Genomic DNA, 24,876 nt, shown 5'->3' with positions numbered 1-24,876 from the left:
TGTTCCGAACTACGACCACCGAATCCTGAATTTCGAACGTCGGGTTCCGCTGTGTGCTCCAAGAAAAGTGCGGTCTCGACCGCACTTTTTTTTCGTCTGTAGCATCCCGGCCGGGCCGGGGTCAGCCTGAGGTTTCTGAACGATGCCGAACATCACGCTTCCGGACGGCTCCGTCCGCAGTTTCGAACAGCCGGTCTCGGTGGCCGAGGTCGCGGCCTCCATCGGCGCGGGCCTGGCCAAGGCAGCGCTGGCGGGCCGGGTGGATGGCCGTCTGGTGGACCTGTCCCACCGCATCGAGACCGACGCCGAACTGGCCATCGTCACGGACAGGAACCCGGAAGGGCTGGAGATGATCCGCCACTCCACCGCCCACCTGCTGGCGCACGCGGTCAAGGAACTGTTCCCGGATGCCCAGGTGACCATCGGCCCGGTGATCGAAAACGGCTTCTACTACGACTTCGCCTACAAGCGCCCCTTCACGCCGGAAGACCTGCAGCAGATCGAGCGGCGCATGGCGGAACTCGCCAAGGCCGACATCCCGGTGGCGCGCGAGGTGTGGGCGCGGGAGGAGGCCGTGGCCTTCTTCAAGGCCCAGGGCGAGCACTATAAGGCCGAGATCATCGCCTCCATCCCGCAGGCGGAGGACGTCTCCCTGTACCGCCAGGGCGATTTCATCGACCTGTGCCGCGGTCCGCACGTCCCGTCCACGGCCAGGCTCAAGGTCTTCAAGCTGATGAAGGTGGCCGGCGCATACTGGCGCGGCGATTCGAAGAACGAGATGCTGCAGCGCATCTACGGCACTGCCTGGGTGAAGAAGGACGAACTCGACGCCTACCTCCACATGCTGGAAGAGGCCGAGAAGCGCGACCACCGCAGGCTCGGCCGCCAGCTCGATCTCTTCCATCTCCAGGAAGAGGCACCGGGCATGGTGTTCTGGCATGCCAAGGGCTGGACGCTGTGGCAGCAGGTCGAACAATACCTGCGCCGGACCATCCACGAGCACGGCTATCAGGAAGTGAAGACGCCGCAGATCGTCGATCGCTCCCTGTGGGAGAAATCGGGCCACTGGGGTATGTACGCCGACTTGATGTTCACCACGCAGTCCGAGAAGCGCGACTACGCGGTCAAGCCGATGAACTGCCCGTGCCACATCCAGATCTTCAACCAAGGGCTGAAGAGCTACCGCGATCTGCCGCTGCGCATGGCGGAGTTCGGCTCCTGCCACCGCAACGAACCCTCGGGTTCGCTGCACGGCATCATGCGGGTGCGCAACTTCGTCCAGGATGACGCCCACATCTTCTGCACGGAGGGTCAGGTGCAGTCTGAGTCGGCGGAATTCATCCGTCTGCTGCAGCAGGTTTACCGCGATTTCGGCTTCGAGGACGTGCAGGTCAAGCTGTCCACCCGGCCGGACAAGCGCGTCGGAACGGACGAGCAATGGGACGCGGCCGAGGCGGCGCTGGCGGCGGCGCTCGACGCCCAGGGGCTGGCCTACGACCTGCAGCCGGGCGAGGGGGCCTTCTACGGGCCGAAGATCGAATTCTCGCTGAAGGATTGCCTGGGCCGGGTGTGGCAGTGCGGCACGCTGCAGCTCGACTTCAACCTTCCCGTGCGTCTCGGCGCGGAGTACGTGGCCGAGGACAACACCAGGAAGTTCCCGGTGATGCTGCACCGGGCGATCCTCGGCTCGCTGGAGCGTTTCATCGGCATCCTGATCGAGCACCACGCCGGTGCCCTGCCATTGTGGCTGGCGCCGGTCCACGCGGTGGTGATGAACATCTCCGAAGGCCAGGCCGACTACGTGCGCGACGTGGTCAAACAACTGCGCCAGGCGGGATTCCGCGTCGATGCCGATTTGCGCAACGAGAAAATCAACTATAAAATCCGCGAACATAGCGTGCACAAGCTGCCCTACCTGCTGGTCGTCGGCGAGAAGGAAAAGGCCGAGGGCAAGGTGGCAGTCCGCGCGCGGGGAGGCCAGGATCTTGGCCAAATGTCCCTGGAATCGCTGATCGGTCACTGGCGTCGCGAAATCGAAGCGAAAGCCGGCCCGGTCTGATTTTTTTGCAATTTTTGGAGAGGAACCATCGCTCAAGATAAGAAGCAGCGCGTCAATGGAGAGATCAACGCGCCTGAAGTCCGGCTGGTCGGTGAAGAGGGGGAGCAGCTCGGCATCGTGTCCCTGCATGCGGCACTGGCCGCGGCCGAGGAAGCTGGCCTGGACCTGGTCGAGATCGCACCGATGGCGAAGCCGCCCGTTTGCAAGGTGATGGACTTCGGCAAGTTCAAGTACCAGGAGCAGAAGAAGGCGCACGAAGCCCGTCTGAAGCAGAAGCAGGTGCAGATCAAGGAAGTGAAGCTGCGCCCCGGTACCGACGAGAACGACTACCAGATCAAGCTGCGCAATCTGAAGCGGTTCCTCGAGGAAGGCGACAAGTGCAAGGTGACCCTGCGCTTCCGTGGCCGCGAAATGGCGCACCAGGAGTTCGGCTTGCGCCAGTTGGAAAGAGTCAAGGCCGACCTGGAGGAACATGGCCAGGTCGAACAGATGCCCAAGATGGAAGGGCGTCAGATGATCATGGTGATCGCCCCGGTCAAGAAGGTTCGCTGACCGGGCGTTTGCCCTGAAAGCCCCGCAAGGGGCACCACGGCGGCCCAGGCTGCCGTAAGACAAGTGGTGTCAGGTCGTGAAAGCGCTCCTTCCGGGGCCACCTGACGGCATTCATAACCCAGGAGTCAGCAATGCCCAAGATGAAGACCAAGAGCGGCGCCGCGAAGCGCTTCAAGGTCCGCGCCAGCGGTGGGATCAAGCGGTCCCAGGCGTTCAAGCGCCACATCCTTACCAAGAAGACCACCAAGAGCAAGCGCCAGCTGCGCGGTATGACGGAAGTCCATGCCGCCGACGAGAAGCTGATCCGCGCCATGCTGCCTTACGCTTGATAGGAGACCGCCATGCCCCGAGTTAAACGTGGTGTAACCGCCCGCGCCCGTCACAAGAAGGTCCTCGACCAGGCCAAGGGTTATCGCGGCCGTCGCAAGAACGTATACCGCATCGCCAAGCAGGCGGTGATGAAGGCCGGCCAGTACGCTTATCGCGACCGTCGTCAGCGCAAGCGCCAGTTCCGTGCCCTGTGGATCGCCCGTATCAACGCGGCTGCCCGTGAGCTGGGTCTGACCTACTCCACCTTCATGAACGGCCTGAAGAAGGCCGCGGTGGAAGTGGACCGCAAGGTATTGGCCGACCTGGCCGTGTTCGACAAGCCGGCGTTTGCCGCGCTCGCCGAACAAGCCCGGGCCAAACTTGCTGCGTAAGCGAACGCAGCATCGAAAAAGGAGGCCTGGCCTCCTTTTTTTTTCTGAGATTCTCGACGGTTTCCCATGGACAACCTGGATCAACTGGTTCAACAAGCCACCGCCGACTTCGCGGCCGCGGCCGACAGCGCCCAGCTCGAACAGGCCAAGGCGCGCTACCTGGGCAAGAGCGGTTCGCTGACCGAGCGGCTCAAGGGCCTGGGCAAGCTGGATGCGGACGCGCGCCGCGCGGCCGGCGCCGAGATCAACCGCGCCAAGGAGGCCATCGAGGCAGGCCTCGAAGCGCGCCGCGAGGCGCTGCGCGAGGCGGCCCTGCAGGCCCAGCTCGCCGCCGAGGCGCTGGACGTGACCCTGCCCGGACGCGGCAACCTGCGTGGCGGCCTGCACCCCGCCAGCCGCACGCTGGAGCGCATCGAGGCGCTGTTCCGCTCCATCGGCTTCGTGGTCGCCGATGGTCCCGAGATCGAGACCGACTGGCACAACTTCACCGCGCTCAACACGCCGGAAAATCATCCGGCGCGCTCCATGCACGACACCTTCTACCTGGAAGGCCACGACGACGTGCTGCTGCGCACTCACACCAGCCCGGTGCAGATTCGCGCCATGCTCGCCCACGTGGCGCTCCATGCCGATCTGCAGACGATGCCGGAGATCCGCATCATCGCGCCCGGCCGTGTGTTCCGGGTCGATTCCGACGCCACCCACTCGCCCATGTTCCACCAGGTGGAAGGCCTGTGGGTGGGCGAGAACGTCAGCTTCGCCGACCTCAAGGGCGTGATCGCCGACTTCCTGCGCAAGTTCTTCGAGAGCGACGACCTGCAGGTGCGCTTCCGGCCGTCCTTCTTCCCGTTCACCGAGCCCAGCGCCGAGATCGACGTCGCCTTCATGAGCGGTGCGCTCAAAGGCCGCTGGCTGGAGATCGCCGGTTGCGGCATGGTGCATCCCAACGTGCTGCGCTTCGGCGGCATCGATCCGGAACGCTATACCGGCTTCGCCTTCGGCATGGGGCCGGACCGCCTCACCATGCTGCGCTACGGCGTGAACGACCTGCGCCTGTTCTTCGACGGCGACCTGCGCTTCTTGAGCCAATTCAGGTAAACGAATCATGCAATTCTCGGAAAAGTGGCTGCGTAGCCTCGTCAATCCGCCGCTGGACAGCGAGGCCCTGGGGCATCTGCTGACCATGTCCGGCCTGGAAGTGGAAGAGGCCGAGCCGGTGGCGCCGCCCTTCACCTCCGTGGTAGTGGCGCGCATCGTCGAAGCGGAAAAGCATCCCAATGCGGACAAGCTCAGGGTGTGCAAGGTGGATGCGGGGGGCGAACCGCTGCAGATCGTCTGCGGCGCGCCCAACGCCGCCGCCGGCCTGCTGGTGCCCTGCGCCCTGGTCGGCGCCGTGCTGCCGGGCGGATTCGCCATCAAGGCGGCCAAGCTGCGCGGCGTGGAGTCCTTCGGCATGCTGTGTTCGGCGCGGGAACTGGGCCTGTCGGAGGACCACGGCGGCCTGCTGGAACTGCCCGCCGACCTGAAGATCGGCGAGGACATCCGCAGTGCGCTGGGATTGGACGACATCCGCTTCACCATCAAGCTCACCCCCAACCGGGCCGACTGCCTCAGCCTCGCCGGCGTCGCCCGCGAAGTGGCGGCCCTGACCGGCGAGCCGCTGGCGCTGCCCGTGGTGGAAGCTGTGCCGCCGACCCTGGACGCGCGCCGCCCCATCGTGCTCGACGCGCCCCAGGCCTGCCCGCGCTACTGCGGCCGGGTGATCCGCGGCGTGGATGCCAAGGCGCCCACGCCCGAGTGGATGAAGCAGCGCCTGCAGGCCAGTGGTGTGCGTGCGATCAGCGCGCTGGTGGACGTCACCAACTACGTCATGCTGGAACTCGGCCAGCCCCTGCACGCCTTCGACAACACGCAGCTGTCCGGCGCCATCCACGTGCGCTACCCGCGGGCCGGCGAACAGGTGCTGCTGCTCAACGAACAGACCGTCACGCCGAGCGCCGATACCCTGCTGATCGCCGACGAGGCGCTGGCGCTGGCGCTGGCCGGCATCATGGGCGGTGAGGACAGCGGCATCACGCTGGACACCTCTGAAGTGTTCCTGGAAAGCGCCTTCTTCGCCCCCGACGCCATCGCCGGCCGCGCGCGCGGCTACGGTTTCTCGTCGGACGCCTCGCACCGCTTCGAGCGCGGCGTGGACTTCGACCTCGCGCGGCAGGCCATGGAGCGTGCCACGCGACTGATCCTCGACATCTGCGGCGGCGAGGCCGGGCCGGTGGAAGAGGCGGTGTCGCCGCAGCACCTGCCGGCGCGTCCCGCGGTGCGCCTGCGTCCGGCGCGGGTCCGGCTCGTGCTGGGCATCGCCATCGGCGACGACGCCATCGTTGCGCTGCTGGAGCGCGTGCATCTGGCGGTGCGGCGCGAGGGCGGCGACCTGCTGGTCACGCCGCCGTCCTTCCGTTTCGACATCGGGATCGAGGAAGACCTGATCGAGGAAGTCGCCCGCCTGCACGGCTACGACAACATCCCCGCGGTAGCGCCTCAGGGCGCGCTGACCATGCTGGGGCGCTCGGAAGACCGCCGCACGGCGTGGGACGTGCGCCGTCTCGTCGCTGCGCGGGACTACCAGGAAGTGGTGAATTTCTCCTTCGTGGACGAGGCCTGGGAGCGCGATTTCTGCGCCAACGCCGACGTGATCCGCCTGGCCAACCCCATCGCCAGTCAGATGAGCGTCATGCGCTCCAGCCTGATTCCCGGCCTGGCGGCCAACGTGGCCACCAACCGCAACCGCCAGCAGGATCGCGTGCGCGTGTTCGAGATCGGCCGCTGCTTCGAGCGCAAGGCGGACGGCGAGCCGGTCGCCGGCTTCCATCAGCCCCTCAGGGTGGCGGCCCTGGCCGCCGGCCCCGCGCTGCGCGAGCAGTGGGGGGCTCCGGCGCGCAACGTGGATTTCTACGACATCAAGGGCGACCTGGACGCGCTGTTCGCCCCGGCCGTGCTCGGCTTCGAGCCCGTGTCGCATCCGGCGCTGCACCCGGGGCGCGCGGCCACCGTGCTGTTCCAGGGCCGGCGCATCGGCATCGTCGGCGAACTGCATCCGGTGTGGGTGCAGCGCTACGATCTGGGGCCGGCGCCGGTGGTGTTCGAGGTCGAACTCGACGCCGCACTGGAATCGGGTCTGCCGGCCTACCGGGAGATTTCCCGCATGCCCGCGGTGTTCCGCGACCTGGCGCTGGTCGTCGGCCAGGAAGTCGGCGCCGCCCGCGTGCTGGACGTCCTGCGCGAGGCGGCGCCGGCCATCGTGCGCGAGATCGGCCTGTTCGACGTGTACCATGGCAGGGGCATCGAACCCGAGAAAAAGAGCCTTGCGTTCAGGGTGTTGATGCAAGATACTCAGCGAACACTTGAGGACGCCGAAGTGGAACAGGCGGTCGAAGCGCTGGTGCGGCACGCGGAAGCAACGCTGGGTGCCCGGTTGCGTGCCTGAGGGAGAAAAGCGTGACGCTGACCAAAGCGGAACTGGCCGACCTGCTCTTCGAGCGCGTCGGCCTGAACAAGCGCGAAGCCAAGGACATGGTGGAGGGCTTCTTCGAGGAAATCCGGCTCGCGCTGGAACAGGGCGACAGCGTCAAGCTGTCCGGTTTCGGCAACTTCCAGTTGCGCGACAAGCCCCAGCGTCCTGGCCGGAACCCCAAGACCGGCGAGGAGATTCCGATCACCGCACGCCGCGTCGTGACCTTCCACGCGAGCCAGAAGCTCAAGGCCGCGGTGGAGCAATTGAGCGATGCAAGCAAGCAGCCATAGCCCGGCTACCGATTCCTTGCCGCCGATTCCGGCCAAGCGCTACTTCACCATCGGTGAGGTGAGCGAACTGTGTGCGGTCAAGCCGCACGTGCTGCGATACTGGGAACAGGAGTTCACGCAGCTCAAGCCGGTCAAGCGCCGCGGCAACCGGCGCTACTATCAGCACCATGAAGTGCTGCTGGTGCGCCGCATCCGCCAGTTGCTGTACGACGAAGGCTTCACGATCTCCGGTGCGCGCAACCGTCTGGGCGAAACGGCCATGCACGAACACGAGGTCGAAGAGGAAAGCGGCCGGCTGAAGGCCGTGATCGACCAGATTCGCGGCGAACTCGAGGCGCTGCTCGCGCAACTGAAAGCCTGAGTCGTCGACGCTGGATAATCTGCAAACTGGTGCTATAATCGCGCTCCTGTGTCGGGGCGTAGCGCAGCCTGGTAGCGCACTTGCATGGGGTGCAAGGGGTCGCGAGTTCGAATCCCGCCGCCCCGACCAAAGTTTGCAGACAAGAAACCGGCCTTGGCCGGTTTTTTGTTTTGTGCGGGTGCGGGCCGGCGGATGCTGGTATGCTCCGCGGGTTAGCCGTGGCGCATGCGCCCCGCGGCCACTGAGTACGGATCGATCATGCGCATACTCGTCAGCAACGACGACGGATATTTCGCGCCGGGCATCGCCGCGCTCGCCGAGGCGCTCGCCGCGGTGGGCGAGGTGACGGTGGTGGCGCCCGAGCGCGACCGCAGCGGCGCGAGCAATTCGCTGACCCTGGACCGGCCGCTGTCGCTGCGTCGCGCGGCCAACGGTTTCCACTTCGTGAACGGCACGCCGACCGACTGCGTGCACCTCGCCGTGACCGGCATGCTGGACCACTTGCCGGACATGGTGGTGTCCGGCGTCAATCACGGCGCCAACATGGGCGACGACACGATCTATTCGGGTACCGTCGCCGCGGCTACCGAAGGTTTCCTGCTCGGCGTCCCATCCATCGCCGTGTCCCTGGTGAGCAAGGCCGCGACCGATTTCTCCGTCGCCGCGCGGGTGGCCACGGATCTCGCCGAACGTTTCCTGCGGATGCCTTTCCGGCAGCCGGTGCTGCTCAACGTCAACGTGCCGGATCGCCCCTACGAGGAACTCGCCGGCGTGCGCGTGACCCGGCTGGGCAAGCGCCACAAGGCCGAGCCGGTGATCCGCGGCGTCACGCCGCGCAACGAGACGGTGTACTGGGTGGGTGCCGCCGGCGGTGCCGCCGACGCGGGCGAGGGCACCGATTTCCACGCGGTGGCCAACGGCTACGTCTCGGTCACGCCGCTGCAGATCGACCTGACCCATACCGGCCAGATCGCCGCGGTGTCCGAGTGGGTGGGGCGATGAACATGGCGCTCGCCGACGCAGGCCGCGCCATGCGCGCCCGCGCGCGCATGGTCGAGCGCCTGCGCAGCCAGGGCGTGAAGGACGAGAAGGTGCTCGCCGCGATGATGCAGGTGCCGCGCCACCAGTTCGTCCAGGAAGGGCTGGCCTATGGCGCCTACGACGACACGGCGTTGCCGATCGGCTTCCAGCAGACCATCTCGCAGCCCTTCGTGGTGGCGCGCATGATCGAGATCCTGCGCAACGGGCGGGAACTCGGGCGCACGCTGGAAGTCGGCGCGGGCTGCGGCTACCAGGCGGCGGTGCTGTCCTTCGTGGCCACGGAAGTCTATGCGGTGGAACGGATTCGGCCCCTGCTCGACCGGGCGCGTGAGAACCTGCGCACCCTGCGGCGCCCGAACGTGCGCCTGAAGCATGCGGATGGTAATCTCGGGCTCCCCGAAGCGGCACCGTTCGATACCATCATCGTCGCCGCCGCGGCGCCCACCGTGCCGCAAGCGCTGAAGGACCAGCTTGCACCGGGCGGCCGCTTGATGATCCCGGTGGGGACGGCCGATCAACGTCTGGTGCTGGTCGAACGGCACGGGGCCACATTCAGAGAAAGCCGGCTCGAAGCGGTACGCTTCGTGCCCTTGCTGACCGGAACGGAATGAGAAACAGAGCGATGTCCCGAGGTTTGTTGCGCCTGGTTACAATAATTTTCGCGGCAGGTGTGCTGGCGGGGTGCGTGGCCAAGACGGCTGCCCCGGTGCGCGATGCGACCCAAGCTCCGCCATTGCCGGCAACCACCGTGCCGACGGAGGGGCGCCCCTTCCACGTGGTGCAGCCGGGCGAGACGCTGATGGCGATTTCCCGGCTCTACGGCCAGAGTGTGGCCGATCTGGTGGCCTGGAACGGTCTCGCCAACCCCGACCAGATCTCGGTCGGGCAGGAGATCCGCGTGGCCCCGCCGGAAGGCGCCGTGGCCGAAACCAAGCCCATCACCGATACCACGGAACTGCGCCCACTCGGCCCGCAGCCGGCGGCGGAGGGCGTTCCCGTATTCAGTGAGCCCAAGGGCGGCCGCCAGCCCTACAGCGACCAGGCCTGGGCCGCCGTGCAGGGCCGCCCGGCACCAGGCGCGACGCCGGCTCCGGGGGTGGCTCCGGCTGCCCAGCCGCCGGCCGAAACGCCCGCGGGCGAATGGGTCTGGCCGGTCAACGGCGGCCAGGTCCTGCTCGGTTTCGAGCAGCCGAAAGGCGACAACGGCAAGCTGCTCAACAAGGGCATCGACATCGGCAGCGCGCCGGGCACGCCGGTGGTCGCTTCGGCGCCCGGGACCGTCATGTATGCCGGCAGCGGCTTGCGCGGTTTCGGAAAACTGGTCATCATCAGGCACGAGTCCGATTACCAGACCGTGTATGCCCACAACCAGGCCTTGCTGGTGAAGGAGGGCGACACGGTGACCCGGGGTCAAAAGATCGCCGAACTGGGCAGTACCGATGCGGATCGCCCCATGCTGCACTTTGAAATTCGCAGACAGGGCAGACCCCTCGATCCGATGAAGTACCTGCCGCCGCGCTGACGAGGTTCCCATGCACGATCCGGTGATGCCTGAAGACGTCGATTGCCAGGAACCGGATCTACCCTTGGAGGTAGAGGTTTTTGCCGAACCTCCTCCGCCGGCGCCGGAAAGCGAGTTCCTCAGCGACGTCACCCAGATCTACCTCAACGAGATCGGTGCCAACCCCCTGCTGACCGCGCAGGAGGAGGCCGCGCTGGCGCGGCGCGTGCGCACGGGCGACTTCGATGCGCGCCAGGTGATGATCGAGCGCAACCTGCGCCTGGTCGTCAATATCGCCAAGCATTACCTCAATCGCGGCATTCCGCTGCTGGATCTGGTCGAGGAAGGCAATCTCGGCCTGATGCACGCGCTGGAGAAGTTCGATCCCGAGCGGGGCTTCCGCTTTTCCACCTACGCCACCTGGTGGATCCGGCAGAACATCGAGCGCGCGATCATGAACCAGTCGCGCACCATCCGCCTGCCGGTACACGTGGTCAAGGAACTCAATCAGGTGCTGCGCGCCCAGCGCCACATCGAGGCGGCCGGCAACGGCGAATACTCGCTGGAGGACATCGCGCAGCGGCTCGACCGGCCGGTGGAGGAAGTGCGCGCCATCCTCGCCCTGTCCGAGCATACCGCCTCCCTTGATGCGCCGCTGGACGTGGACCCTTCCCTGTCCATCGGCGAATCCCTGGCCGACGAGCATGCCGAAACGCCCGAGACGCAGATCCATACCGGCGAGATCGAGAGCCTGATCCGCGAGTGGATCGCCATGCTCAACGACAAGCAGCGGCTGGTGATCCGCCACCGCTACGGGCTGGACGAGTGCGAACTGATGACGCTGGAGGAACTGGCCGCCCGCCTGGGCCTCACGCGTGAGCGCGTGCGCCAGATCCAGCTCGAGGCGCTCGCCCAGTTGCGCCGCATCCTCAAGCGGCGCGGCATTTCCAAGGATGTTCTGCTCTGACCGGTTGCGACTGGCGCTATTCGCCGTTCGCCCGGCGCAGCGCCTCGGCGAGCTGGAACACCGCCATCGCGTAGAAGCTGCTGCGGTTGTAGCGGGTGATCACGTAGAAGTTGCGGTAGCCCAGCCAGTATTCGGTGTCCGCGTTGGGCGTGATCAGATCCACCAGGGTCGCGGTGGCCGCGGCGGGGCTGCCGTCCAGGCGGGTGACGCCCGCCTCCGTCAGCGTTTCAGGCGCCAGGCTGGGGTCGATGCCGGCATCCACCAGCGCCTGCGCCGCCGTGCCCGGCGCCAGGCGCGCGGGCTCGGCCACCGGCTGCCCGGCCTGCCAGCCGTGGGTGCTCAGGTAGTTGGCCACGCTGCCGATGGCGTCCGCCGGGCTGGCGTCGAAGTCGATGCGCCCGTCGCCGTCGAAATCCACCGCGTAATGGCGCACGCTGCTGGGCAGGAACTGGGGGTAGCCGACCGCGCCGGCGTAGGAGCCGTAGTAGCTGAAGGGGTCGCGCCGCTGTTCGCGGGCGAGCAGCAGCAGTTGCTCCAGTTCACGGCGGAACAGGGGGGCACGCGGCGGGTAGTCGAAGGCCAGCGTGGCGAGCGCCGAAACCGTTTCGAAATTGCCGGTGTGGCGGCCGTAGAAGGTTTCCACGCCGATGATGGCGACGATGACCTCCTCGGGCACGCCGAACTCGGCGCTGGCACGCCGTACCGTGTCGCGGTGCTGGCGCCAGAACGCCACGCCGCCTTCGATGCGCTTGCCGTCGAGGAAGCGGGCACGGTAGCGCTGCCAGGAGCGCTCGGCCGGCGTGGCCGGCGGGCGGATCAGTTCGATCACCTTCTGTTCGTGGCGGGCGCGGTTGAGCACGGCATACAGCTCGGTGACGTCGAAGCCGTGGGCATCGCTCATTTCGCGCGCGAACTCGCGCGCCTCCTCGCGATGCACGTAGGAGGCCGCGGCGGCCAGCGGCACGGCCAGCGCGGCGGCGGCGATCAGGTGGCGGGCGGTCGGGGTCATGAAAGGGTGAGTCTCCGGATGCGTTGGCTCAGGGCGCGCACGTCTGCCGGCGTGCCGGGGCTGCGGTAGCGCAACTGGGCATAGTCGTGCGCGATGCGGCCGAGTTCGGCGGCCTGGGCCGGGAAGGCCGCGGCCAGCCGGCGGGCGAAGTCCGCCGGGCCTTCCCACGGCTGGCGCGCCAGTCCGCGGCGGGCGGTCTTGGCGCAGAATGTCTGCCAGGCGCGGTCCAGCGGGTCGGCGTGGCGGCGGCGGATGAAGGCCCAGCCGAACAGGGCTGCCGCCAGCACGGAGGCGGCGGCGCTCATCAGCATGGTCAGCATCCGCCAGTCCGCGTCGGCAAACCCGAGCCGTTCCAGCAGATCGCGCTGTCTGTCCGGATTGTAGCCAAGAACCCACTGATTCCAGTCGTTGGCGAGCGCTTCCCAGCGGTGGCGGAACTGGCGCAGCCAGGAAAAGCCGCTGCGCATCAGCAGTGGGCGCGGGTCGCCTTCGCGCAGGGAGGCGCTCAGGCCGGACTCGATGCGCATGGGTGCGGCCTCCGCCGTGGGGTCGATGCGCCGCCAGCCCTCGCTCGGCAGCCAGACTTCGGCCCAGGCGTGGGCATTGGACTGGCGTACCACCATCGCGCCGTCCACCGGGTTGATCTCGCCGCCCTGGTAGCCGGTCACCACCCGCGCCGGCACACCCGCCGCACGCATCAGGAACACGAAGCTGCCGGCGAAGTGCTCGCAGAAGCCTTCGCGGGTATCGAACAGGAAGCCGTCGATGGGGTCGGTTTCCAGCAGGGGCGGGCTGAGGGTGTAGGTGTAGGCGCCGCCGCGGAAGTGGTCGAGGGCCCGCTGCAGGACTTGCTGCGGCGATGGATTGCCGGTTGCCAGTTCGCCGGCCAGGGCGTGCGTGCGGGGGTTGCCCTGGGCCGGCAGGCGGGTGGCGGCGGCGAGCACCGCCTCGCTCTCGGCGAGCCCGACGGCGGCCTGCGGGCGGGAGCGCACGGTGAAGCGGGCGCGGCTGCGCACCGGCCGTTCGGCGAACAGTTGGAAGTCGCTGGCGTAGCGCACGCCCCCGAGCCCCGCGTCGGCGTAGTCCAGGGCGAGTAGCCAGCGCCGGTTGTGGGGTTCCAGCGTCAGGCGGTATTCGTACACCGGCCCGTCGGGTCGGTAGGCGGGAGCAGTGTCGAAAGTGGGGCGCAGCAGGTGCCAGGTGCGGCCGTCGAACTCCGTCAGTACCGGGCCGCGCCAGTAGCGTTGCGCGGGGGGCGGGGGCGGGCCGGCGAATTCGGCGCGGAAGGCGATGTCGTCGGACAGGCTGAGTTCGCTGATCGACCCCGGCGACATGGTGTCGGTGAGCCCGCTGACCGCGCTGTGGGCATCGGCCGGCAGGCCCCACAACGGCCCCTGCACGCGGGGGAAGAGCACGAACAGCACGAGCATGAAGGGTGCCGCCTGGGCGAGCAGCAAGGCGGCGGTGCGCAAGTGTTCGCGTACCGGAGCCCGCGGACGGTGCAGGGCGAGCAGGGTGGCGGTGGCGGCCAGCGTACCGGCCAGCGCCAGTGCGGCCACGGCCGGCGTCTGGTTGTAGAAGAACAGCCCGAGCTGGAGGAAGAAGGCGAGCAGCACCGCCACGCGCACGTCGCGCGCGCCGCGGCCTTCGAGCAGCTTGAGGCAGAGCAGGGCGGCGAGGAGCGCCACGCCCGGGTCCTTGCCGAAGAGGTGTTCGTAATGCAGCCTGATGCCCGCTGCGATGCCTGCCGCCACGAGCAGCAGCAGAACCCGCGGCGGCTGCGCGTGGGGCTGCCGGCCCAGCCAGCCGTAGGTGGCGAGCAGCACGGCGCAGGCGGCGATCAACCAGGCGGGCAGGTGGAGCGCATGGGGCATCACGGTGAGCAACCCGGTGGCGAGCAGCCAGCGCTCCGCGGTGCCGTGGGCCTCAGCCCTCATGGTTTCTCCTCCCGTGCAGGGCGAGGAGTTTCAGCGCTTCGTGCAGGTGGCGGGCGCCGCCGCCACGGGGCAGGCTGGCGTCGTCCATGCGCAGGGAGAATTCGCGCCCGGCGCCGTGGGCGGCGAGCAACCAGGCGGCCAGACGGGCAAGGCGGGCCTCCTCGTCGAGAGCGGGGGGCAGCGCGTGCCAGTCCAGTGCCACTTCGCCGCCGGCGGAGCCGGAGAACTGCTTGACCAGCAGCGGGCCGCCGCGGGCGAAGGCCTTCCACGCGATGTGGCGCGGTGAGTCGGCGCGCTGGTGCTGGCGCAGGCCGGCGAAGTCGTCCTCGCCCGCGGCACGGCGCAGGTTGCCGTCGCGGGTGCCGCCGTCCAAGGGCAGCGGCGGCGGGTCGGTCTCGGGCGCGGGGTAGACCAGGCAGCGCAGGTCCGGGTGGACGGTGCTCCAGGCGCGCACCAGCCCGAGGGGATAGCGCGTCTCCACGGTGACGCGGCCCAGCGGCAGCCAGCCGCGGCGGGTGGTGGGGCGTTCGACCACCGCCTCGGTGCTGTCGCCGGCCGGCACGTCCGCCATGGCGGCGGATTCCGCCGTCGCCAGACACAGCGCCGGACGGGCTGCCTCGCGGCCGTTCTCCAGCAACAGCGCGAAGCGCGCGGGCTCGCCGCAGAATACCGGCTCGCTGCGCAGCGGGCGGATCTCCAGGTGCAGCAGGTTGCGGAAGGCGTGCACCATGCTCGCCAGGCCGACGCCGCCGAGGAGAAAGGTCAGCGCGAAGCCGAGGCTGAGTTCATAGTTGATGGAGGCCAGCAGCATGACCAGCAGTGCGGCCGCGAAGGCCAGCCCGGCGGCGCTGGGCAGCACGTAGATGCGCCGCTGCAGGAGGCGGATGGGTGCCGCCTCCGGGCGCAGCGGACGGCGCAGCCAGCGCTCCAGGTGCGGTTTGAGGGCGGCAGCCGTGCTGGCGGGGAAGACGCTCATCAGTTCAGGGCGACCGCCTCGATCATGCGGTGCAGGGTTTCGGCCGGGGCCGGACGCCCGTCGGCGGCCAGGTGCAGGCGGTGGCCGGCGACATGGGGGAACACTGCCTGGACGTCTTCGGGCAGCACGTGGTCGCGCCCGTCCACCAGCGCCCAGGCGCGTGCCGCCGACAGCAGCCCGAGGCCGGCACGCGGGCTCAGGCCGGCGGTGAGTTCGCCATTGCGCCGCGTCGACACGACCAGGGCGTGTACGTAGTCGATAAGCCGGTCGGTCACGGTCAGCCCGCGGGCGGTGCGCTGCAGGTCGAGGAGATCCTGCGGGCCGATCACCGGCTCGCGCCGTTCGAGCACGCTGCGCCGGTCCTCGCCCATCAGCAGGGCGCGTTCTGCGGCGCGGTCGGGGTAGCCCAGGCGGATGCGCATCAGGAAGCGGTCGAGCTGGCTTTCGGGCAGGGGGAAAGTGCCGATCTGGTCCACCGGGTTCTGCGTGGCGATGACGAAGAAGGGCTCGGGCAGCGGCAGCGTCTGCCCGTCGGCGGTGACCTGGTGTTCCTCCATCGCCTCCAGCAGCGCGCTCTGGGTTTTCGGCGTGGCGCGGTTGACCTCGTCGGCGAGGATGAGTTGGGCGAACACCGGGCCGGGATGGAAGCGGAAGGTGCTGCTGTCGCGGTCGAACACCGACACGCCGATGATGTCGGCCGGCAGCAGGTCGCTGGTGAACTGGATGCGCTGGAACTGCAGGCCGATCAGCCGCGCCATGACGTGGGCGAGCGTGGTCTTGCCCACGCCGGGCACGTCCTCGATCAGCAGGTGGCCGCGGGCGATCGCGCAGGTGAGGGCGAGGCGCAGTTCGTGCTCCTTGCCGAGGATGATCTGGCTGGCGGCTTCGAGCAGGCGGGTGACGTGGCGGTAGGGCATCGGTCTTTATGAGCACACTGTGAAATTGGCCGGGAAGCGGTGATAATAGACGACAAACACATCAGCCCCGCCGTCTGCCGCCACCGCGCGGTTTGAAGTCCGCAGGGGCGGGAAAGTTCGGTTGCACGGAGAGAGGGAGTATGACGACGACTGCGTTCATCACGCACCGCGAATGCTGGCTGCATGACATGGGCACCTTCCACCCCGAGTGCCCGGACCGCCTGTCCGCGATCAACGACCGCCTGATCGCCGCCGGGCTGGATCTCTACCTGTCGTTCTACGACGCTCCCTATGCCACGCCCGAACAGATCACGCGGGCGCATCCGCTGAGCTACCTCGACGAACTGACCGCGAATCTGCCCGAGCACGGCATCCGCCACCTGGACCCGGACACGGCCATGAGCCCGCACACCATGAAGGCGGCGCTGCGTTCCGCCGGGGCCGGCGTGCTGGCCACCGACCTGGTGCTGAAGGGCGAGGTGGAGAACGCCTTCTGCGCCATCCGTCCGCCGGGACACCATGCCGAACGCGACAAGGCCATGGGCTTCTGCTTCCTCAACAACGTGGCCATCGCCGCCCTGCACGCGCTCGAGGTGCACGGCCTGGAGCGCGTGGCCATCGTGGACTTCGACGTGCACCATGGCAACGGCACCGAGGACATCTTCCGCGACGATCCGCGGGTGACCATGGCGAGCATCTTCCAGCATCCGTTCTACCCGTATTGCGGCGCCGAGAATTCCCCCAGGCACATGTGCAACGTGCCGGTGCCGGCGGGTACGCGCGGCGACGCCTTCCGCCAGATCGTCAGCGACATGTGGATCCCCGCGCTGCGCAACCACAATCCGCAGGCGATCTTCATCTCCGCGGGCTTCGATGCGCATTACGAGGACGACATGGGTTCGCTCGGTCTGGTCGAGGCCGATTACATCTGGGTCACCCAGCAGATCAAGGCGCTGGCGGCCGAGTGCGGCCACAAGCGCATCATCTCCGTGCTGGAAGGCGGCTATTCCCTGTCCTCGCTGGCGCGCTCGGTGGTGTCCCACGTCAAGGCGCTGGCCGATCTCTGATCAGGGGTATGGTGCATGCGGGCACCCGTCACACCGTCCGCAAACCGGACTGGCCGCGTTGTCGCTATCGGTTAGAATGCGAGCTTTACCGTATTGGCCACCGCCATGATTACCGGATCGATAGTCGCCATCGTCACCCCCATGTACGAGGATGGCAGCCTGGATTTCCCCCGTCTGAAGAGCCTGGTCGACTTCCACGTCGCTGAGGGCACCGACGGCATCGTCATCGTTGGCACCACCGGCGAGTCGCCCACGGTCGATGTCGACGAGCATTGCGAACTGATCAAGGCGGCCGTGGAGTACGCCGCCGGGCGCATCCCGGTGATCGCCGGTACCGGGGCGAACTCCACCGCCGAGGCCATCGAACTGGCCCGCTTCGCGGCCGATGCGGGCGCCTCCGCCCACCTGTCGGTGGTGCCCTACTACAACAAGCCCGGCCAGGAAGGCCTGTACCGCCACTTCCGCGCCATCGCCGAAGCGGTCGAACTGCCGCTGATCCTCTACAACGTGCCCGGCCGCACGGTGGCCGACCTGGCCAACGACACGACGCTGCGCCTGGCCGAGATCCCCAACGTGGTCGGCATCAAGGACGCCACCGGCAGCATCGACCGCGCCTGCGACCTGGTCGCGCGCGCGCCGGCCGGCTTCGCGCTGTACAGCGGCGACGACATGACCGCCGCCTGCTTCATCCTGCTCGGCGGCCACGGCACCATCTCGGTCACCGCCAACGTCGCTCCGCGCGCCATGCACGAGATGTGCGCCGCCGCGCTGGAAGGCGACGCGCGCCGCACGCGCGAGATCAACGCCCGTCTGGTCGGCCTGCACCGCGACCTGTTCTGCGAGGCCAACCCCATCCCGGTGAAGTGGGCGGTCGAGCAGATGGGGCTGATCGGGTCCGGCATCCGCCTGCCGCTCACGCCGCTCGTGCAAGGCCTGCATGAGCGCGTGCGTGCGGCCATGCGCCAGGCCGGCATCAACGTCTGAACATTCTTCTCGACTGCAGGAACCCAATGAACCGCTCTTCGCGTATCGCCGTATCCCTCCTGGCCCTGTCGCTGGCGGCGCTGGCCGGGTGCTCCAGCCTCGAATCCAAGAAGATCGACTACAAGAGCGCGCGCACGCTGCCGCCGCTCGAAATCCCGCCGGATCTCACCGCGCCCACGCGCGACGACCGCTACTTGGTGCCCGACATGTCGCCGCGCGGCGTGGCCACCTATTCGGCTTACAGCGCCGACCGTGCCACGCAGCCCCAGTCCGGTACCGAGGTCATCCCCGCCGTGGAGCAGATGCGCATCGAGCGCGCCGGTTCCCAGCGCTGGCTGGTGGTGCCGGGCAGCGCCGACAGGCTGTGGCCGCAGATCAAGGACTTCTGGCTGGAACTCGGCTTCGTCCTCAACGTCGACCGGCCCGAGATCGGCGTCATGGAAACCGACTGGGCCGAGGACCGCGCCAAGCTCCCGCAGGACTTCATCCGCTCCACCATCGGCAGAGTGCTCGACGGCCTCTATTCCACGCCCGAGCGCGACAAGTTCCGCACCCGCATCGAGCAGGGCAAGGACGGCGACACGGTGGAGGTCTACATCAGCCACCGCGGCATGATGGAAATCTATCCCACCGAAGCCAAGGACCACACCATCTGGCAACCGCGCCCGGCCGACCCGGAGCTCGAGGCCGAGATGCTGCGCCGCCTGATGGTCCGCCTGGGCGCGGATGAAGCGCGCGCCGCCGCCCAGCTCGCCACCGCTCCGGAAGCCGAGCGGGCACGCCTGCAGACTGCGGCTGACGGCCGGGTGACGCTGACGGTGGATGAATCCTTCGACCGCGCGTGGCGCCGCGTCGGCTTGGCGCTGGATCGCATCGGCTTCACGGTGGAAGACCGCGACCGGGCGCAGGGCCTGTACTACGTGCGCTACGTGGATCCCGAGGCGGACAACGAGAGCGCGCGCAAGGAAGGCTTCCTCTCCCGCCTGGCGTTCTGGCGCAGCAACGACAAGGTGGCCGAGGGTGGCAGCGAGTATCGCCTGCGCCTGCGCGGCGAAGGCGAGCAGACCCTGGTCTCGGTGCTCAGCCGCGAAGGCGGAGAGGACAGCTCGGCGACGGCGCGGCGCATGCTGGACCTGCTGCAGCAGCAATTGCGCTGAGCGGACATGGCCTGCGGCCGCGAGGCCGCACGGCCGGCCCCGGTCAACGACAAAGCCGGCCCGCGGGCCGGCTTTGTCGTTGACGCCTGATGCGGCAGGATTACTTCTGCGGCAGGGCTTCCTTGGCCGCGTCGACGGCGGCGCTGCCCGCTTCCTTGGCGGCTTCGGCAGCCGCGTCGACGGCTTCCTTGGCCGCCTCGACCGCTTCGCCGGCCTTCTGTTCGATGGCTTCGGCGGTGGATTCGCCTTCCTTCACCTCTTCGGTAGCGGCGGCCGGTTCAGCGGGCGCGGCCGATTCGGTCGGTGCAACCGGGGCAGCGGGAGCGGCCGGCACGGCGGGGACGGCTTGCTCGGCCGGTGCCGGAGCGGCTTCTTCCTTCTGGCCGCAAGCGGTAACGGCGACTGCGAGCAGGGCGGCGAGCAGCAGAGAGGTATGCTTCATTGTTATCTTCCTAGTCGATTGGGTATACGGACAGCAGTGATCGCCCGCACGCCACTGTTCACGGGCATCTGCGGCGAGCGTGCGATGCACAAAATGCTAGCACCCGGGGAATGCGGAATCCATCGGAAGGCGGCGCTTCCGGTGCACTGCGGGATCACCCGTAATGCGCTCAGATTCCAAGCGTGGCGCCGCTTTGCGCCGGCTGGGCGTTTATCCACATTGTTTCAAATTGAGCGAAAAAGGGTGCGCAGTCAGCCGGCGCATCGAGGCTGGCCTTGCCCCGCGGACGGTCGCGGTGGAAGCGGGTGACCAGATGTTTGCCGTCGACGACCGCAAAGGGCTGGGGTTGCGGCTGCAGGGTTTCGCCGCTGCCGATGCGCACCGCGAACCTGTGCGCATGGGTGGCCAGCAAATGGAGCAGGCGCGGGCTGTGCTTGTCCAGCAGGTCGGTGCTGGCGAGCAGGACGCGCAGGCAGTCTTCCCCGCTGGCCTGGCGCAGGAAGCGGCCCACCGCCTCGGCGCCCGCGGGCGATTCGAGGCCGGTCTCGCCAAGATCGGGATCGAACAGCACGATCGTGCGCTCCGCGCGTTCGACGGCGTCGAGCAGGGCGGCGCGATAGGCCGCGTAGGTGTCGAAAGTCTGTTCGGTCGTGTCGCTCATCGGGTCAGGCCTCCTGCGGATGTCCGAAGCCGGCGCGATACCAGTCGTGCAGCAGCGCGAGCAGGGCCGGCGAGAAGGCGGTGCCGGGTGGCAGCCGGCGGTGGTGGGCGAGTTGTGCCAGCGTGTCGCTCTCAGCCGCCGGTACTTCGACGGCCTCGCCATTGAGGAAGAAGCGGCCGTCGCGGAACAGCAGGACGGAGCGCGCGTCCAGGCGGTAGCCGGCCTTGCCCACCTGGCGGGCGAAGCGGGCGGCGGACAGCGGCTCGTCCGGCGGGTCGAAGAACACGTGGGGCTTGGGTTCGGTGAGGTATTCGCCGAGGAAGTCCGCCACCATGCCCCGGTCCCAGCGGATGGCCCGAAGCATGGCAGCGACCTGGTCCACCATGGCCTCGGGGATCTGTCCCGAGTTTTCCTGCGGGGCGAGGTCGGGGTCGGCATACACGCTGTCCAGGCACACCCGCTCCTGCATCCAGCCGAGGAATTCGACGCCGAGTTCCTGCGCCGTGGGCGTGCGGAAACCGATGGAGTAGGTCGTGCATTCACCCACCGCGATGCCGTCGTGGGCCCAGTGGGGCGGCAGGTAGAGCAGGTCGCCCGGCTCCAGTATCCAGTCGTGGGTGGGGCGGAAGTCCTTCAGGATGCGCAGCGGGGCGCCTTCCACCAGGCTGTGGTCCTTCTGGTCGCCGATGCGCCAGCGCCGCTTCCCGATGCCCTGCAGCAGGAAGACGTCGTAATTGTCGAAGTGGGGGCCGACGCCGCCGCCGTCCACCGCGTAGCTCACCATCAGGTCGTCCAGGCGTGCCTGGGGGATGAAGTCGAAGCGGTGCAGCAGTTCGTCGCCGTCCGGCACCCACAGGTTCAGCCCCTGCACCAGCACCGTCCATGGCGTGCGCTTGCCCCGCAGCCGGCTGCGCCGTTGGGGGCCGTGTTCCACTTCCCAGGTGTCGCCGTCGTGGCGCACCCAGCGCGATTCCACGTCCGGGTCGCAGGCGAGGTCGAAGAGTTCCTCGCGGCTCACGACGCCGGTGAAGCCGGGTAGCGCTTGGCGCACGAGCAGCGGTTTCTTTTGCCAGTATTCCTCGAGGAACTGGCGGGGCGAGAGGCCCCCGAGCAAGGTGGTCGTCATGGGCCCGGATTATAGGCGCGGGCGGGAAATTCCGCCCCGCGGCCGGTAGAATTGCGCTCTTTTCCCGCCGGAACGCCCCATGCCCGTCGCCGTCATCCAGTCCCTCGATCATGAAGGCCGTGGCATCGCCCGCGTGGACGGCAAGGCGGTGTTCATCGAAGGCGCGCTGCCCGGCGAGACGGTGGAATACGAGGTGCACCGCAGCCGTCCCACCTACGAGCAGGCCCACACGGTGCGCGTGCTCAGGGCCAGCGCCCAGCGCGTGGCGCCGCGCTGCCCGCACTACGGCGTATGCGGCGGCTGTTCCATGCAGCACCTGGATGCCACGGCCCAGGCCGCGGTCAAGCAGCGTGTGCTGGAGGACGCCCTGTGGCATGTGGGGCGGGTCAGGCCGGGCATCGTCCATGCCGCCATCCACGGCCCGGCCTGGGCCTACCGCGACCGGGCGCGCCTCACCGTGCGCCTGGTGCCGAGCAAGGGCGGGGTGCTGGTGGGTTTCCACCAGCGCCGCTCCAGCTACGTGGCCGACATGCAGACCTGTCCGGTGCTGCCGGTGCACGTCTCGGCCATGCTGCCGGCGCTGCACGAACTGATTGCGGGGCTATCCATTCCCGATCGCGTGCCCCAGGTGGAAATTGCCCTGGGCGACGGCCTTACCGTGCTGGTGTTCCGCCACCTGCTGCCGTTTTCCGCCACGGACGAGAAACGCCTGGCCGCCTTCGCCGACGCCCACGGCGTGCAGGTGTGGCAGCAGCCCGGCGGGCCGGACAGCGCCCGGTCCCTGTGGCCCAAGGACGCGTCGGGCCTCGCCTACACGCTGCCGGAATTCGGTCTGCGCATGGATTTCCATCCCACCGACTTCACCCAGGTCAACGTGCATATCAACCGCCTCTTGATCCGCCGTGCCCTGCAGTTGCTGGACCCGCGGCCCGGGGAGCGCGTTGCCGATCTCTTCTGCGGCCTGGGCAACTTCAGCCTGCCTATCGCGCGCCGCGGCGCCGAAGTGGTGGGAGTGGAGGGCAGCGAGGCCATGGTGCGCCGCGCCGCCGACAACGCCAAGCGCAACGGACTGGCCCGCCGGACCCGCTTCTACGCCGCCAACCTGTTCGAGACCACCGAGGACAGCCTGGCCGCGCTGGGCCCGCTGGACAAGCTGCTCATCGACCCGCCGCGGGAGGGCGCCATCGCCGTGGTCAAGGCCCTGAGTCCGCAACAGCGTCCGGCGCGCATCGTCTACGTGTCCTGTAACCCCGCCACGCTGGCGCGGGACGCGGCGGTGCTGGTGCATGAAAAGGGCTACGTGCTCAGCGGCGCCGGCATCGCCAACATGTTCCCGCAGACCTCCCATGTGGAGTCGGTGGCGGTGTTCGACCACGTGGGCGCGCAAGCGGCGAACGCGCCGGGGGTATAATCGCGCGCTCCCGGTGCAAGGCCGGGCGATGCGGAAGCGTGGCAGAGTGGTTGAATGCACCGGTCTTGGCGCAGCCGCATCCGGCAGGATGCGGGGCGCTAGCGAAGCGCCGCCTGGCGGCGCGCAGCTAAAACCGGCGGGGCCGTCAGGCCCCTTGCGGCCGTTCAGGCAGTGCGAAAGTAAGGAAGCGTGGCAGAGTGGTTGAATGCACCGGTCTTGAAAACCGGCATACCGCAAGGTATCCAGGGTTCGAATCCCTGCGCTTCCGCCAATCCTTCAGTGCACCTTCCCGCCGTATTCCCCATACCCCCACAGCGCCGGCCAGTCGTAGTCCGGCAGGCGGTGTAGCTGGTCGTCGTGGGCGTAGCCCTGGACGCGGCAGTCCTGCGTACCGAGCGGGCGCTGGCGCGGTTCGCCGTGCAGGCGGCCGCGGGCATCGAGCAGGGACAGGGCCTCGCGGGGCTTGCCGTCGGTGCCGGTACGGCGGTTGATGATCGCCAGTTCTCCGTTGGACAGGCGCACCAGGCTGCCCGGTGGGAAGCTACCGAGGCGCACGAGCAGCAGGCGCACGAGGTGGGGGTCGAGGATTTCCAGGTCCTTGCCGAAGACGTGGCGGATCAGGCGTTCCGAAGTGCCGGCCTTGGCGGCGTTCCAGTAGCGCGGCAGGCGCGTGCGGCGGCCGCGCAGGCGGGCGGCGAAGACGTCGGCCACGCGCAGGATGCGCGCGCCCAGCGCGATCTCGCCGCGCCGCAGGCCCTGTGGATAGCCGCTGCCGTCCAGGTTTTCGTGATGCTGGGCGACCGCGCGCAGCCAGTCCGGCGGCAGGCCGCCGCTGGCGGCGAGCAGGGTGGCGGCGCGGCGCGGATGGTCGAGGAGGGCGCTGCGGGCGGCGGCGTCCGGCGCCCCGTGCTGGGCGTGCATGCGGTCGTGCAACGCATGGCTGCCGAGGTTCATGGTCAGCGCAGCGCCGATCAGGTCGAGCACGGAGTCCTGGGGCAGGCCGTGGGCGTCGCCGATCTCGGCGGCGAACAGGGCGGCGAGCAGGACGTGGCCGACGGCGGGCGAAATGGGGCGGGCGAGGCGGGCGTAGCCGATGCAGGCGTCGGGGTCGAAGCGCCAGGCGGCGTGGCAGTGGACGGCCAGTTCGGTGAACGCGTCCGCGGCGGGCGGGTGGCCGGATTGGAGCAGCGCATCCAGCATCGCCAGGGTCTCGCCCACGTCACGCAGGACGCGCAGCGGCGCGGGCTGGGCCAGTTGCGGCACCTGGCCGGCACGGCAATACAGCCGGCGCAGGTGGGGGGCGTCCATGGCGCGCGGGCTAAGCGGGCTGCCCTCGCGGGCGAGCAGGGTGCCGCGTTCATCGAACAGGTCGCAGGGGGCGGGGCGGCCGGCGAGGCCGGGCGGGAGGACGATGGGGCGCAGCAGCGAGGCGGTCATCGGGCAGGCTCCGTGGCAAAGTCGGTACGGCCGGCACGGCCGCGTCATGCGCGCAATTTGCGAGAAGCGTGCCAGCGGCAGGACTTGCCGCCCCCGGCGCAGCGCCTTTCGGGTTACCCTCGCGCCGTCCGTTTGCAACCGGTGACCATGTCCCGCCTGATCCTCCTCAACAAGCCCTACGGCGTGCTGTGCCAGTTCACCGCCGAGGACGGCCGCCAGACCCTGAAGGACTGCGTGCCGGTGCCCGGCGTGTATGCCGCCGGCCGGCTGGATACCGACAGCGAGGGCCTGCTGCTGCTCACCGATGACGGCACCCTGCAGCACCGCATCGCCGACCCGCGCCACAAGCTGCCCAAGACCTATCTGGTGCAGGTGGAGGGCGAGCCGGACGAGGCGGCGCTGGCCGCGCTGCGCGCGGGCGTGGACCTGGGCGATTTCGTCACCCGGCCGTGCGAGGCGCGCCGCGTGGCCGAGCCGGACTGGCTGTGGCCGCGCGATCCGCCGGTGCGTTTCCGCAAGACGGTGCCGACGAGCTGGCTGGAGATCGTGCTGCGCGAGGGCAAGAACCGCCAGGTGCGGCGCATGACCGCCAAGGTCGGCCATCCCACGCTGCGCCTGCTGCGGGTGGCGATCGGCCCGTGGCTGCTGGAGGGCCTGGCGCCCGGGCAGTGGCGGGAGGTGGAAGCGCGTCTGCCGGCGACCGGGGGGCGCTGACGGCTTTGCTCCATCCGCCGGGAAAAAGCGGATGGCTGTCGAGCATGCGACATGG

At 68.6% G+C, this 24,876-nt stretch carries 25 protein-coding genes and 2 tRNA genes; 19 read left to right on the top strand and 8 right to left on the bottom strand.

Features of this window, described 5'->3' with window-relative positions; genetic code table 11:
* The first annotated feature begins 142 nt into the window (after positions 1-142).
* The 13 genes from thrS to rpoS all read left to right on the top strand — a co-directional run bounded on the left by thrS (position 143) and on the right by rpoS (position 10,983).
* Entirely contained in the window at positions 143-2,059 is a 1,917-nt protein-coding gene (thrS, locus tag E6O51_RS02585; protein ID WP_136383416.1) for a threonine--tRNA ligase, read from the top strand.
* Positions 2,060-2,086: 27 nt separating this feature from the next.
* Positions 2,087-2,611, top strand: a complete 525-nt coding sequence (infC, locus tag E6O51_RS02580; RefSeq protein WP_136383415.1) for a translation initiation factor IF-3 — start codon at positions 2,087-2,089, stop codon at positions 2,609-2,611.
* A gap of 131 nt (positions 2,612-2,742) precedes the next feature.
* The gene (gene rpmI / locus E6O51_RS02575) at positions 2,743-2,940 is read left to right on the top strand and encodes a 50S ribosomal protein L35 (RefSeq protein WP_015437124.1); all 198 of its coding nucleotides are present in this window, start codon (positions 2,743-2,745) and stop codon (positions 2,938-2,940) included.
* Between the two features lie 12 nt (positions 2,941-2,952).
* Positions 2,953-3,312, top strand: a complete 360-nt coding sequence (rplT, locus tag E6O51_RS02570; protein WP_011764816.1) for a 50S ribosomal protein L20 — start codon at positions 2,953-2,955, stop codon at positions 3,310-3,312.
* Between the two features lie 66 nt (positions 3,313-3,378).
* Positions 3,379-4,410, top strand: a complete 1,032-nt coding sequence (gene pheS / locus E6O51_RS02565) for a phenylalanine--tRNA ligase subunit alpha (protein WP_136383414.1) — start codon at positions 3,379-3,381, stop codon at positions 4,408-4,410.
* A 7-nt stretch (positions 4,411-4,417) separates the two neighbouring features.
* A complete protein-coding gene (gene pheT / locus E6O51_RS02560) occupies positions 4,418-6,796 on the top strand; it encodes a phenylalanine--tRNA ligase subunit beta (protein ID WP_136383413.1) in 2,379 nt (792 codons plus the stop codon).
* Positions 6,793-7,113 carry an integration host factor subunit alpha gene (locus tag E6O51_RS02555; RefSeq protein WP_211091317.1) on the top strand — a complete coding sequence of 107 codons (321 nt, stop codon included), beginning with the start codon at positions 6,793-6,795 and terminating at the stop codon, positions 7,111-7,113. The genes pheT and E6O51_RS02555 overlap by 4 nt, the downstream gene beginning before the upstream one ends.
* The gene (locus tag E6O51_RS02550; protein WP_136383411.1) at positions 7,094-7,474 is read left to right on the top strand and encodes a MerR family transcriptional regulator; all 381 of its coding nucleotides are present in this window, start codon (positions 7,094-7,096) and stop codon (positions 7,472-7,474) included. Before E6O51_RS02555 ends, E6O51_RS02550 begins: the two co-directional genes overlap by 20 nt.
* Before the next feature lie 52 nt (positions 7,475-7,526).
* A tRNA-Pro gene (locus E6O51_RS02545) sits at positions 7,527-7,603 on the top strand.
* A 129-nt stretch (positions 7,604-7,732) separates the two neighbouring features.
* Positions 7,733-8,476: a 5'/3'-nucleotidase SurE gene (gene surE, locus E6O51_RS02540; RefSeq protein WP_136383410.1), complete on the top strand. Its 744-nt coding sequence runs from the start codon at positions 7,733-7,735 to the stop codon at positions 8,474-8,476.
* 2 nt (positions 8,477-8,478) lie between these two features.
* Positions 8,479-9,126, top strand: a complete 648-nt coding sequence (locus tag E6O51_RS02535) for a protein-L-isoaspartate(D-aspartate) O-methyltransferase (protein ID WP_408003393.1) — start codon at positions 8,479-8,481, stop codon at positions 9,124-9,126.
* Between the two features lie 74 nt (positions 9,127-9,200).
* Positions 9,201-10,037, top strand: a complete 837-nt coding sequence (locus tag E6O51_RS02530; protein ID WP_230976676.1) for a M23 family metallopeptidase — start codon at positions 9,201-9,203, stop codon at positions 10,035-10,037.
* Positions 10,038-10,047: 10 nt separating this feature from the next.
* Positions 10,048-10,983 (top strand): RNA polymerase sigma factor RpoS, encoded by a 936-nt coding sequence (rpoS, locus tag E6O51_RS02525; protein ID WP_136383409.1) that lies wholly within the window; start codon positions 10,048-10,050, stop codon positions 10,981-10,983.
* 16 nt (positions 10,984-10,999) lie between these two features.
* Here the strand turns inward: rpoS and mltB are convergent, their stop codons facing one another.
* From mltB to E6O51_RS02505, 4 genes are read right to left on the bottom strand one after another with little or no spacing between them, the layout of a single operon-like run.
* Entirely contained in the window at positions 11,000-11,992 is a 993-nt protein-coding gene (gene mltB / locus E6O51_RS02520) for a lytic murein transglycosylase B (protein ID WP_136383408.1), read from the bottom strand.
* The gene (locus tag E6O51_RS02515; RefSeq protein WP_136383407.1) at positions 11,989-13,929 is read right to left on the bottom strand and encodes a transglutaminase TgpA family protein; all 1,941 of its coding nucleotides are present in this window, start codon (positions 13,927-13,929) and stop codon (positions 11,989-11,991) included. The genes mltB and E6O51_RS02515 overlap by 4 nt, the downstream gene beginning before the upstream one ends.
* The gene (locus E6O51_RS02510) at positions 13,919-14,905 is read right to left on the bottom strand and encodes a DUF58 domain-containing protein (RefSeq protein ID WP_136383406.1); all 987 of its coding nucleotides are present in this window, start codon (positions 14,903-14,905) and stop codon (positions 13,919-13,921) included. The genes E6O51_RS02515 and E6O51_RS02510 overlap by 11 nt, the downstream gene beginning before the upstream one ends.
* The gene (locus tag E6O51_RS02505; protein WP_136383405.1) at positions 14,905-15,822 is read right to left on the bottom strand and encodes an AAA family ATPase; all 918 of its coding nucleotides are present in this window, start codon (positions 15,820-15,822) and stop codon (positions 14,905-14,907) included. Before E6O51_RS02505 ends, E6O51_RS02510 begins: the two co-directional genes overlap by 1 nt.
* 140 nt (positions 15,823-15,962) lie before the next feature.
* Here E6O51_RS02505 and E6O51_RS02500 point away from each other — a divergent pair, with 140 nt between their 5' ends.
* From E6O51_RS02500 to bamC, 3 genes are all read left to right on the top strand, one after another.
* Complete coding sequence (locus E6O51_RS02500; RefSeq protein WP_136383404.1) at positions 15,963-16,889, top strand: histone deacetylase family protein; 927 nt, start codon at positions 15,963-15,965, stop codon at positions 16,887-16,889.
* A 105-nt stretch (positions 16,890-16,994) separates the two neighbouring features.
* Positions 16,995-17,873 carry a 4-hydroxy-tetrahydrodipicolinate synthase gene (gene dapA, locus E6O51_RS02495; RefSeq protein ID WP_136383403.1) on the top strand — a complete coding sequence of 293 codons (879 nt, stop codon included), beginning with the start codon at positions 16,995-16,997 and terminating at the stop codon, positions 17,871-17,873.
* A gap of 26 nt (positions 17,874-17,899) precedes the next feature.
* Entirely contained in the window at positions 17,900-19,030 is a 1,131-nt protein-coding gene (gene bamC, locus E6O51_RS02490; protein ID WP_136383402.1) for an outer membrane protein assembly factor BamC, read from the top strand.
* 100 nt (positions 19,031-19,130) lie between these two features.
* Here the strand turns inward: bamC and E6O51_RS02485 are convergent, their stop codons facing one another.
* The 3 genes from E6O51_RS02485 to E6O51_RS02475 form a co-directional block, all read right to left on the bottom strand.
* On the bottom strand, positions 19,131-19,472 hold the full coding sequence (locus tag E6O51_RS02485) for a hypothetical protein (RefSeq protein ID WP_136383401.1): 342 nt from the start codon (positions 19,470-19,472) through the stop codon (positions 19,131-19,133).
* 169 nt (positions 19,473-19,641) lie between these two features.
* Complete coding sequence (locus E6O51_RS02480) at positions 19,642-20,133, bottom strand: DUF7931 domain-containing protein (protein ID WP_136383400.1); 492 nt, start codon at positions 20,131-20,133, stop codon at positions 19,642-19,644.
* Positions 20,134-20,137: 4 nt separating this feature from the next.
* Positions 20,138-21,259 (bottom strand): cupin domain-containing protein, encoded by a 1,122-nt coding sequence (locus E6O51_RS02475; RefSeq protein ID WP_136383399.1) that lies wholly within the window; start codon positions 21,257-21,259, stop codon positions 20,138-20,140.
* A gap of 79 nt (positions 21,260-21,338) precedes the next feature.
* On the opposite strand from E6O51_RS02475, the gene rlmD reads away from it, so the two are divergent.
* Positions 21,339-22,670, top strand: a complete 1,332-nt coding sequence (gene rlmD, locus E6O51_RS02470) for a 23S rRNA (uracil(1939)-C(5))-methyltransferase RlmD (protein WP_136383398.1) — start codon at positions 21,339-21,341, stop codon at positions 22,668-22,670.
* A 183-nt stretch (positions 22,671-22,853) separates the two neighbouring features.
* Positions 22,854-22,941: transfer RNA gene (locus tag E6O51_RS02465), tRNA-Ser, on the top strand.
* A gap of 5 nt (positions 22,942-22,946) precedes the next feature.
* Here the strand turns inward: E6O51_RS02465 and E6O51_RS02460 are convergent.
* A complete protein-coding gene (locus E6O51_RS02460) occupies positions 22,947-24,107 on the bottom strand; it encodes an HD-GYP domain-containing protein (protein ID WP_136383397.1) in 1,161 nt (386 codons plus the stop codon).
* Between the two features lie 147 nt (positions 24,108-24,254).
* Between E6O51_RS02460 and E6O51_RS02455 the strand changes: the two genes are divergently transcribed.
* Positions 24,255-24,821, top strand: coding sequence for a pseudouridine synthase (locus E6O51_RS02455; RefSeq protein WP_136383396.1), 567 nt, complete (start codon positions 24,255-24,257; stop codon positions 24,819-24,821).
* Positions 24,822-24,876: the final 55 nt, after the last annotated feature.

This window comes from Pseudothauera rhizosphaerae, from assembly GCF_004801305.1.
Lineage (GTDB): Bacteria > Pseudomonadota > Gammaproteobacteria > Burkholderiales > Rhodocyclaceae > Pseudothauera > Pseudothauera rhizosphaerae.
The sequence above is the reverse complement of the archived record's forward strand: the minus strand, read 5'-3'. Positions and strand labels throughout refer to the sequence as shown.

What these genes read in the sequence shown, in the direction of transcription:
- thrS (WP_136383416.1), top strand. Translation starts at nt 143, where the DNA reads ATGCCGAACATCACGCTTCCGGACGGCTCCGTCCGCAGTTTCGAACAG.
- rpmI (WP_015437124.1), top strand. Translation starts at nt 2,743, where the DNA reads ATGCCCAAGATGAAGACCAAGAGCGGCGCCGCGAAGCGCTTCAAGGTC.
- rplT (WP_011764816.1), top strand. Translation starts at nt 2,953, where the DNA reads ATGCCCCGAGTTAAACGTGGTGTAACCGCCCGCGCCCGTCACAAGAAG.
- pheS (WP_136383414.1), top strand. Translation starts at nt 3,379, where the DNA reads ATGGACAACCTGGATCAACTGGTTCAACAAGCCACCGCCGACTTCGCG.
- pheT (WP_136383413.1), top strand. Translation starts at nt 4,418, where the DNA reads ATGCAATTCTCGGAAAAGTGGCTGCGTAGCCTCGTCAATCCGCCGCTG.
- E6O51_RS02550 (WP_136383411.1), top strand. Translation starts at nt 7,094, where the DNA reads ATGCAAGCAAGCAGCCATAGCCCGGCTACCGATTCCTTGCCGCCGATT.
- surE (WP_136383410.1), top strand. Translation starts at nt 7,733, where the DNA reads ATGCGCATACTCGTCAGCAACGACGACGGATATTTCGCGCCGGGCATC.
- E6O51_RS02535 (WP_408003393.1), top strand. Translation starts at nt 8,479, where the DNA reads ATGGCGCTCGCCGACGCAGGCCGCGCCATGCGCGCCCGCGCGCGCATG.
- rpoS (WP_136383409.1), top strand. Translation starts at nt 10,048, where the DNA reads ATGCACGATCCGGTGATGCCTGAAGACGTCGATTGCCAGGAACCGGAT.
- mltB (WP_136383408.1), bottom strand. Translation starts at nt 11,992, where the DNA reads ATGACCCCGACCGCCCGCCACCTGATCGCCGCCGCCGCGCTGGCCGTG.
- E6O51_RS02515 (WP_136383407.1), bottom strand. Translation starts at nt 13,929, where the DNA reads ATGAGGGCTGAGGCCCACGGCACCGCGGAGCGCTGGCTGCTCGCCACC.
- E6O51_RS02510 (WP_136383406.1), bottom strand. Translation starts at nt 14,905, where the DNA reads ATGAGCGTCTTCCCCGCCAGCACGGCTGCCGCCCTCAAACCGCACCTG.
- E6O51_RS02505 (WP_136383405.1), bottom strand. Translation starts at nt 15,822, where the DNA reads ATGCCCTACCGCCACGTCACCCGCCTGCTCGAAGCCGCCAGCCAGATC.
- E6O51_RS02500 (WP_136383404.1), top strand. Translation starts at nt 15,963, where the DNA reads ATGACGACGACTGCGTTCATCACGCACCGCGAATGCTGGCTGCATGAC.
- dapA (WP_136383403.1), top strand. Translation starts at nt 16,995, where the DNA reads ATGATTACCGGATCGATAGTCGCCATCGTCACCCCCATGTACGAGGAT.
- bamC (WP_136383402.1), top strand. Translation starts at nt 17,900, where the DNA reads ATGAACCGCTCTTCGCGTATCGCCGTATCCCTCCTGGCCCTGTCGCTG.
- E6O51_RS02485 (WP_136383401.1), bottom strand. Translation starts at nt 19,472, where the DNA reads ATGAAGCATACCTCTCTGCTGCTCGCCGCCCTGCTCGCAGTCGCCGTT.
- E6O51_RS02480 (WP_136383400.1), bottom strand. Translation starts at nt 20,133, where the DNA reads ATGAGCGACACGACCGAACAGACTTTCGACACCTACGCGGCCTATCGC.
- E6O51_RS02475 (WP_136383399.1), bottom strand. Translation starts at nt 21,259, where the DNA reads ATGACGACCACCTTGCTCGGGGGCCTCTCGCCCCGCCAGTTCCTCGAG.
- rlmD (WP_136383398.1), top strand. Translation starts at nt 21,339, where the DNA reads ATGCCCGTCGCCGTCATCCAGTCCCTCGATCATGAAGGCCGTGGCATC.
- E6O51_RS02460 (WP_136383397.1), bottom strand. Translation starts at nt 24,107, where the DNA reads ATGACCGCCTCGCTGCTGCGCCCCATCGTCCTCCCGCCCGGCCTCGCC.
- E6O51_RS02455 (WP_136383396.1), top strand. Translation starts at nt 24,255, where the DNA reads ATGTCCCGCCTGATCCTCCTCAACAAGCCCTACGGCGTGCTGTGCCAG.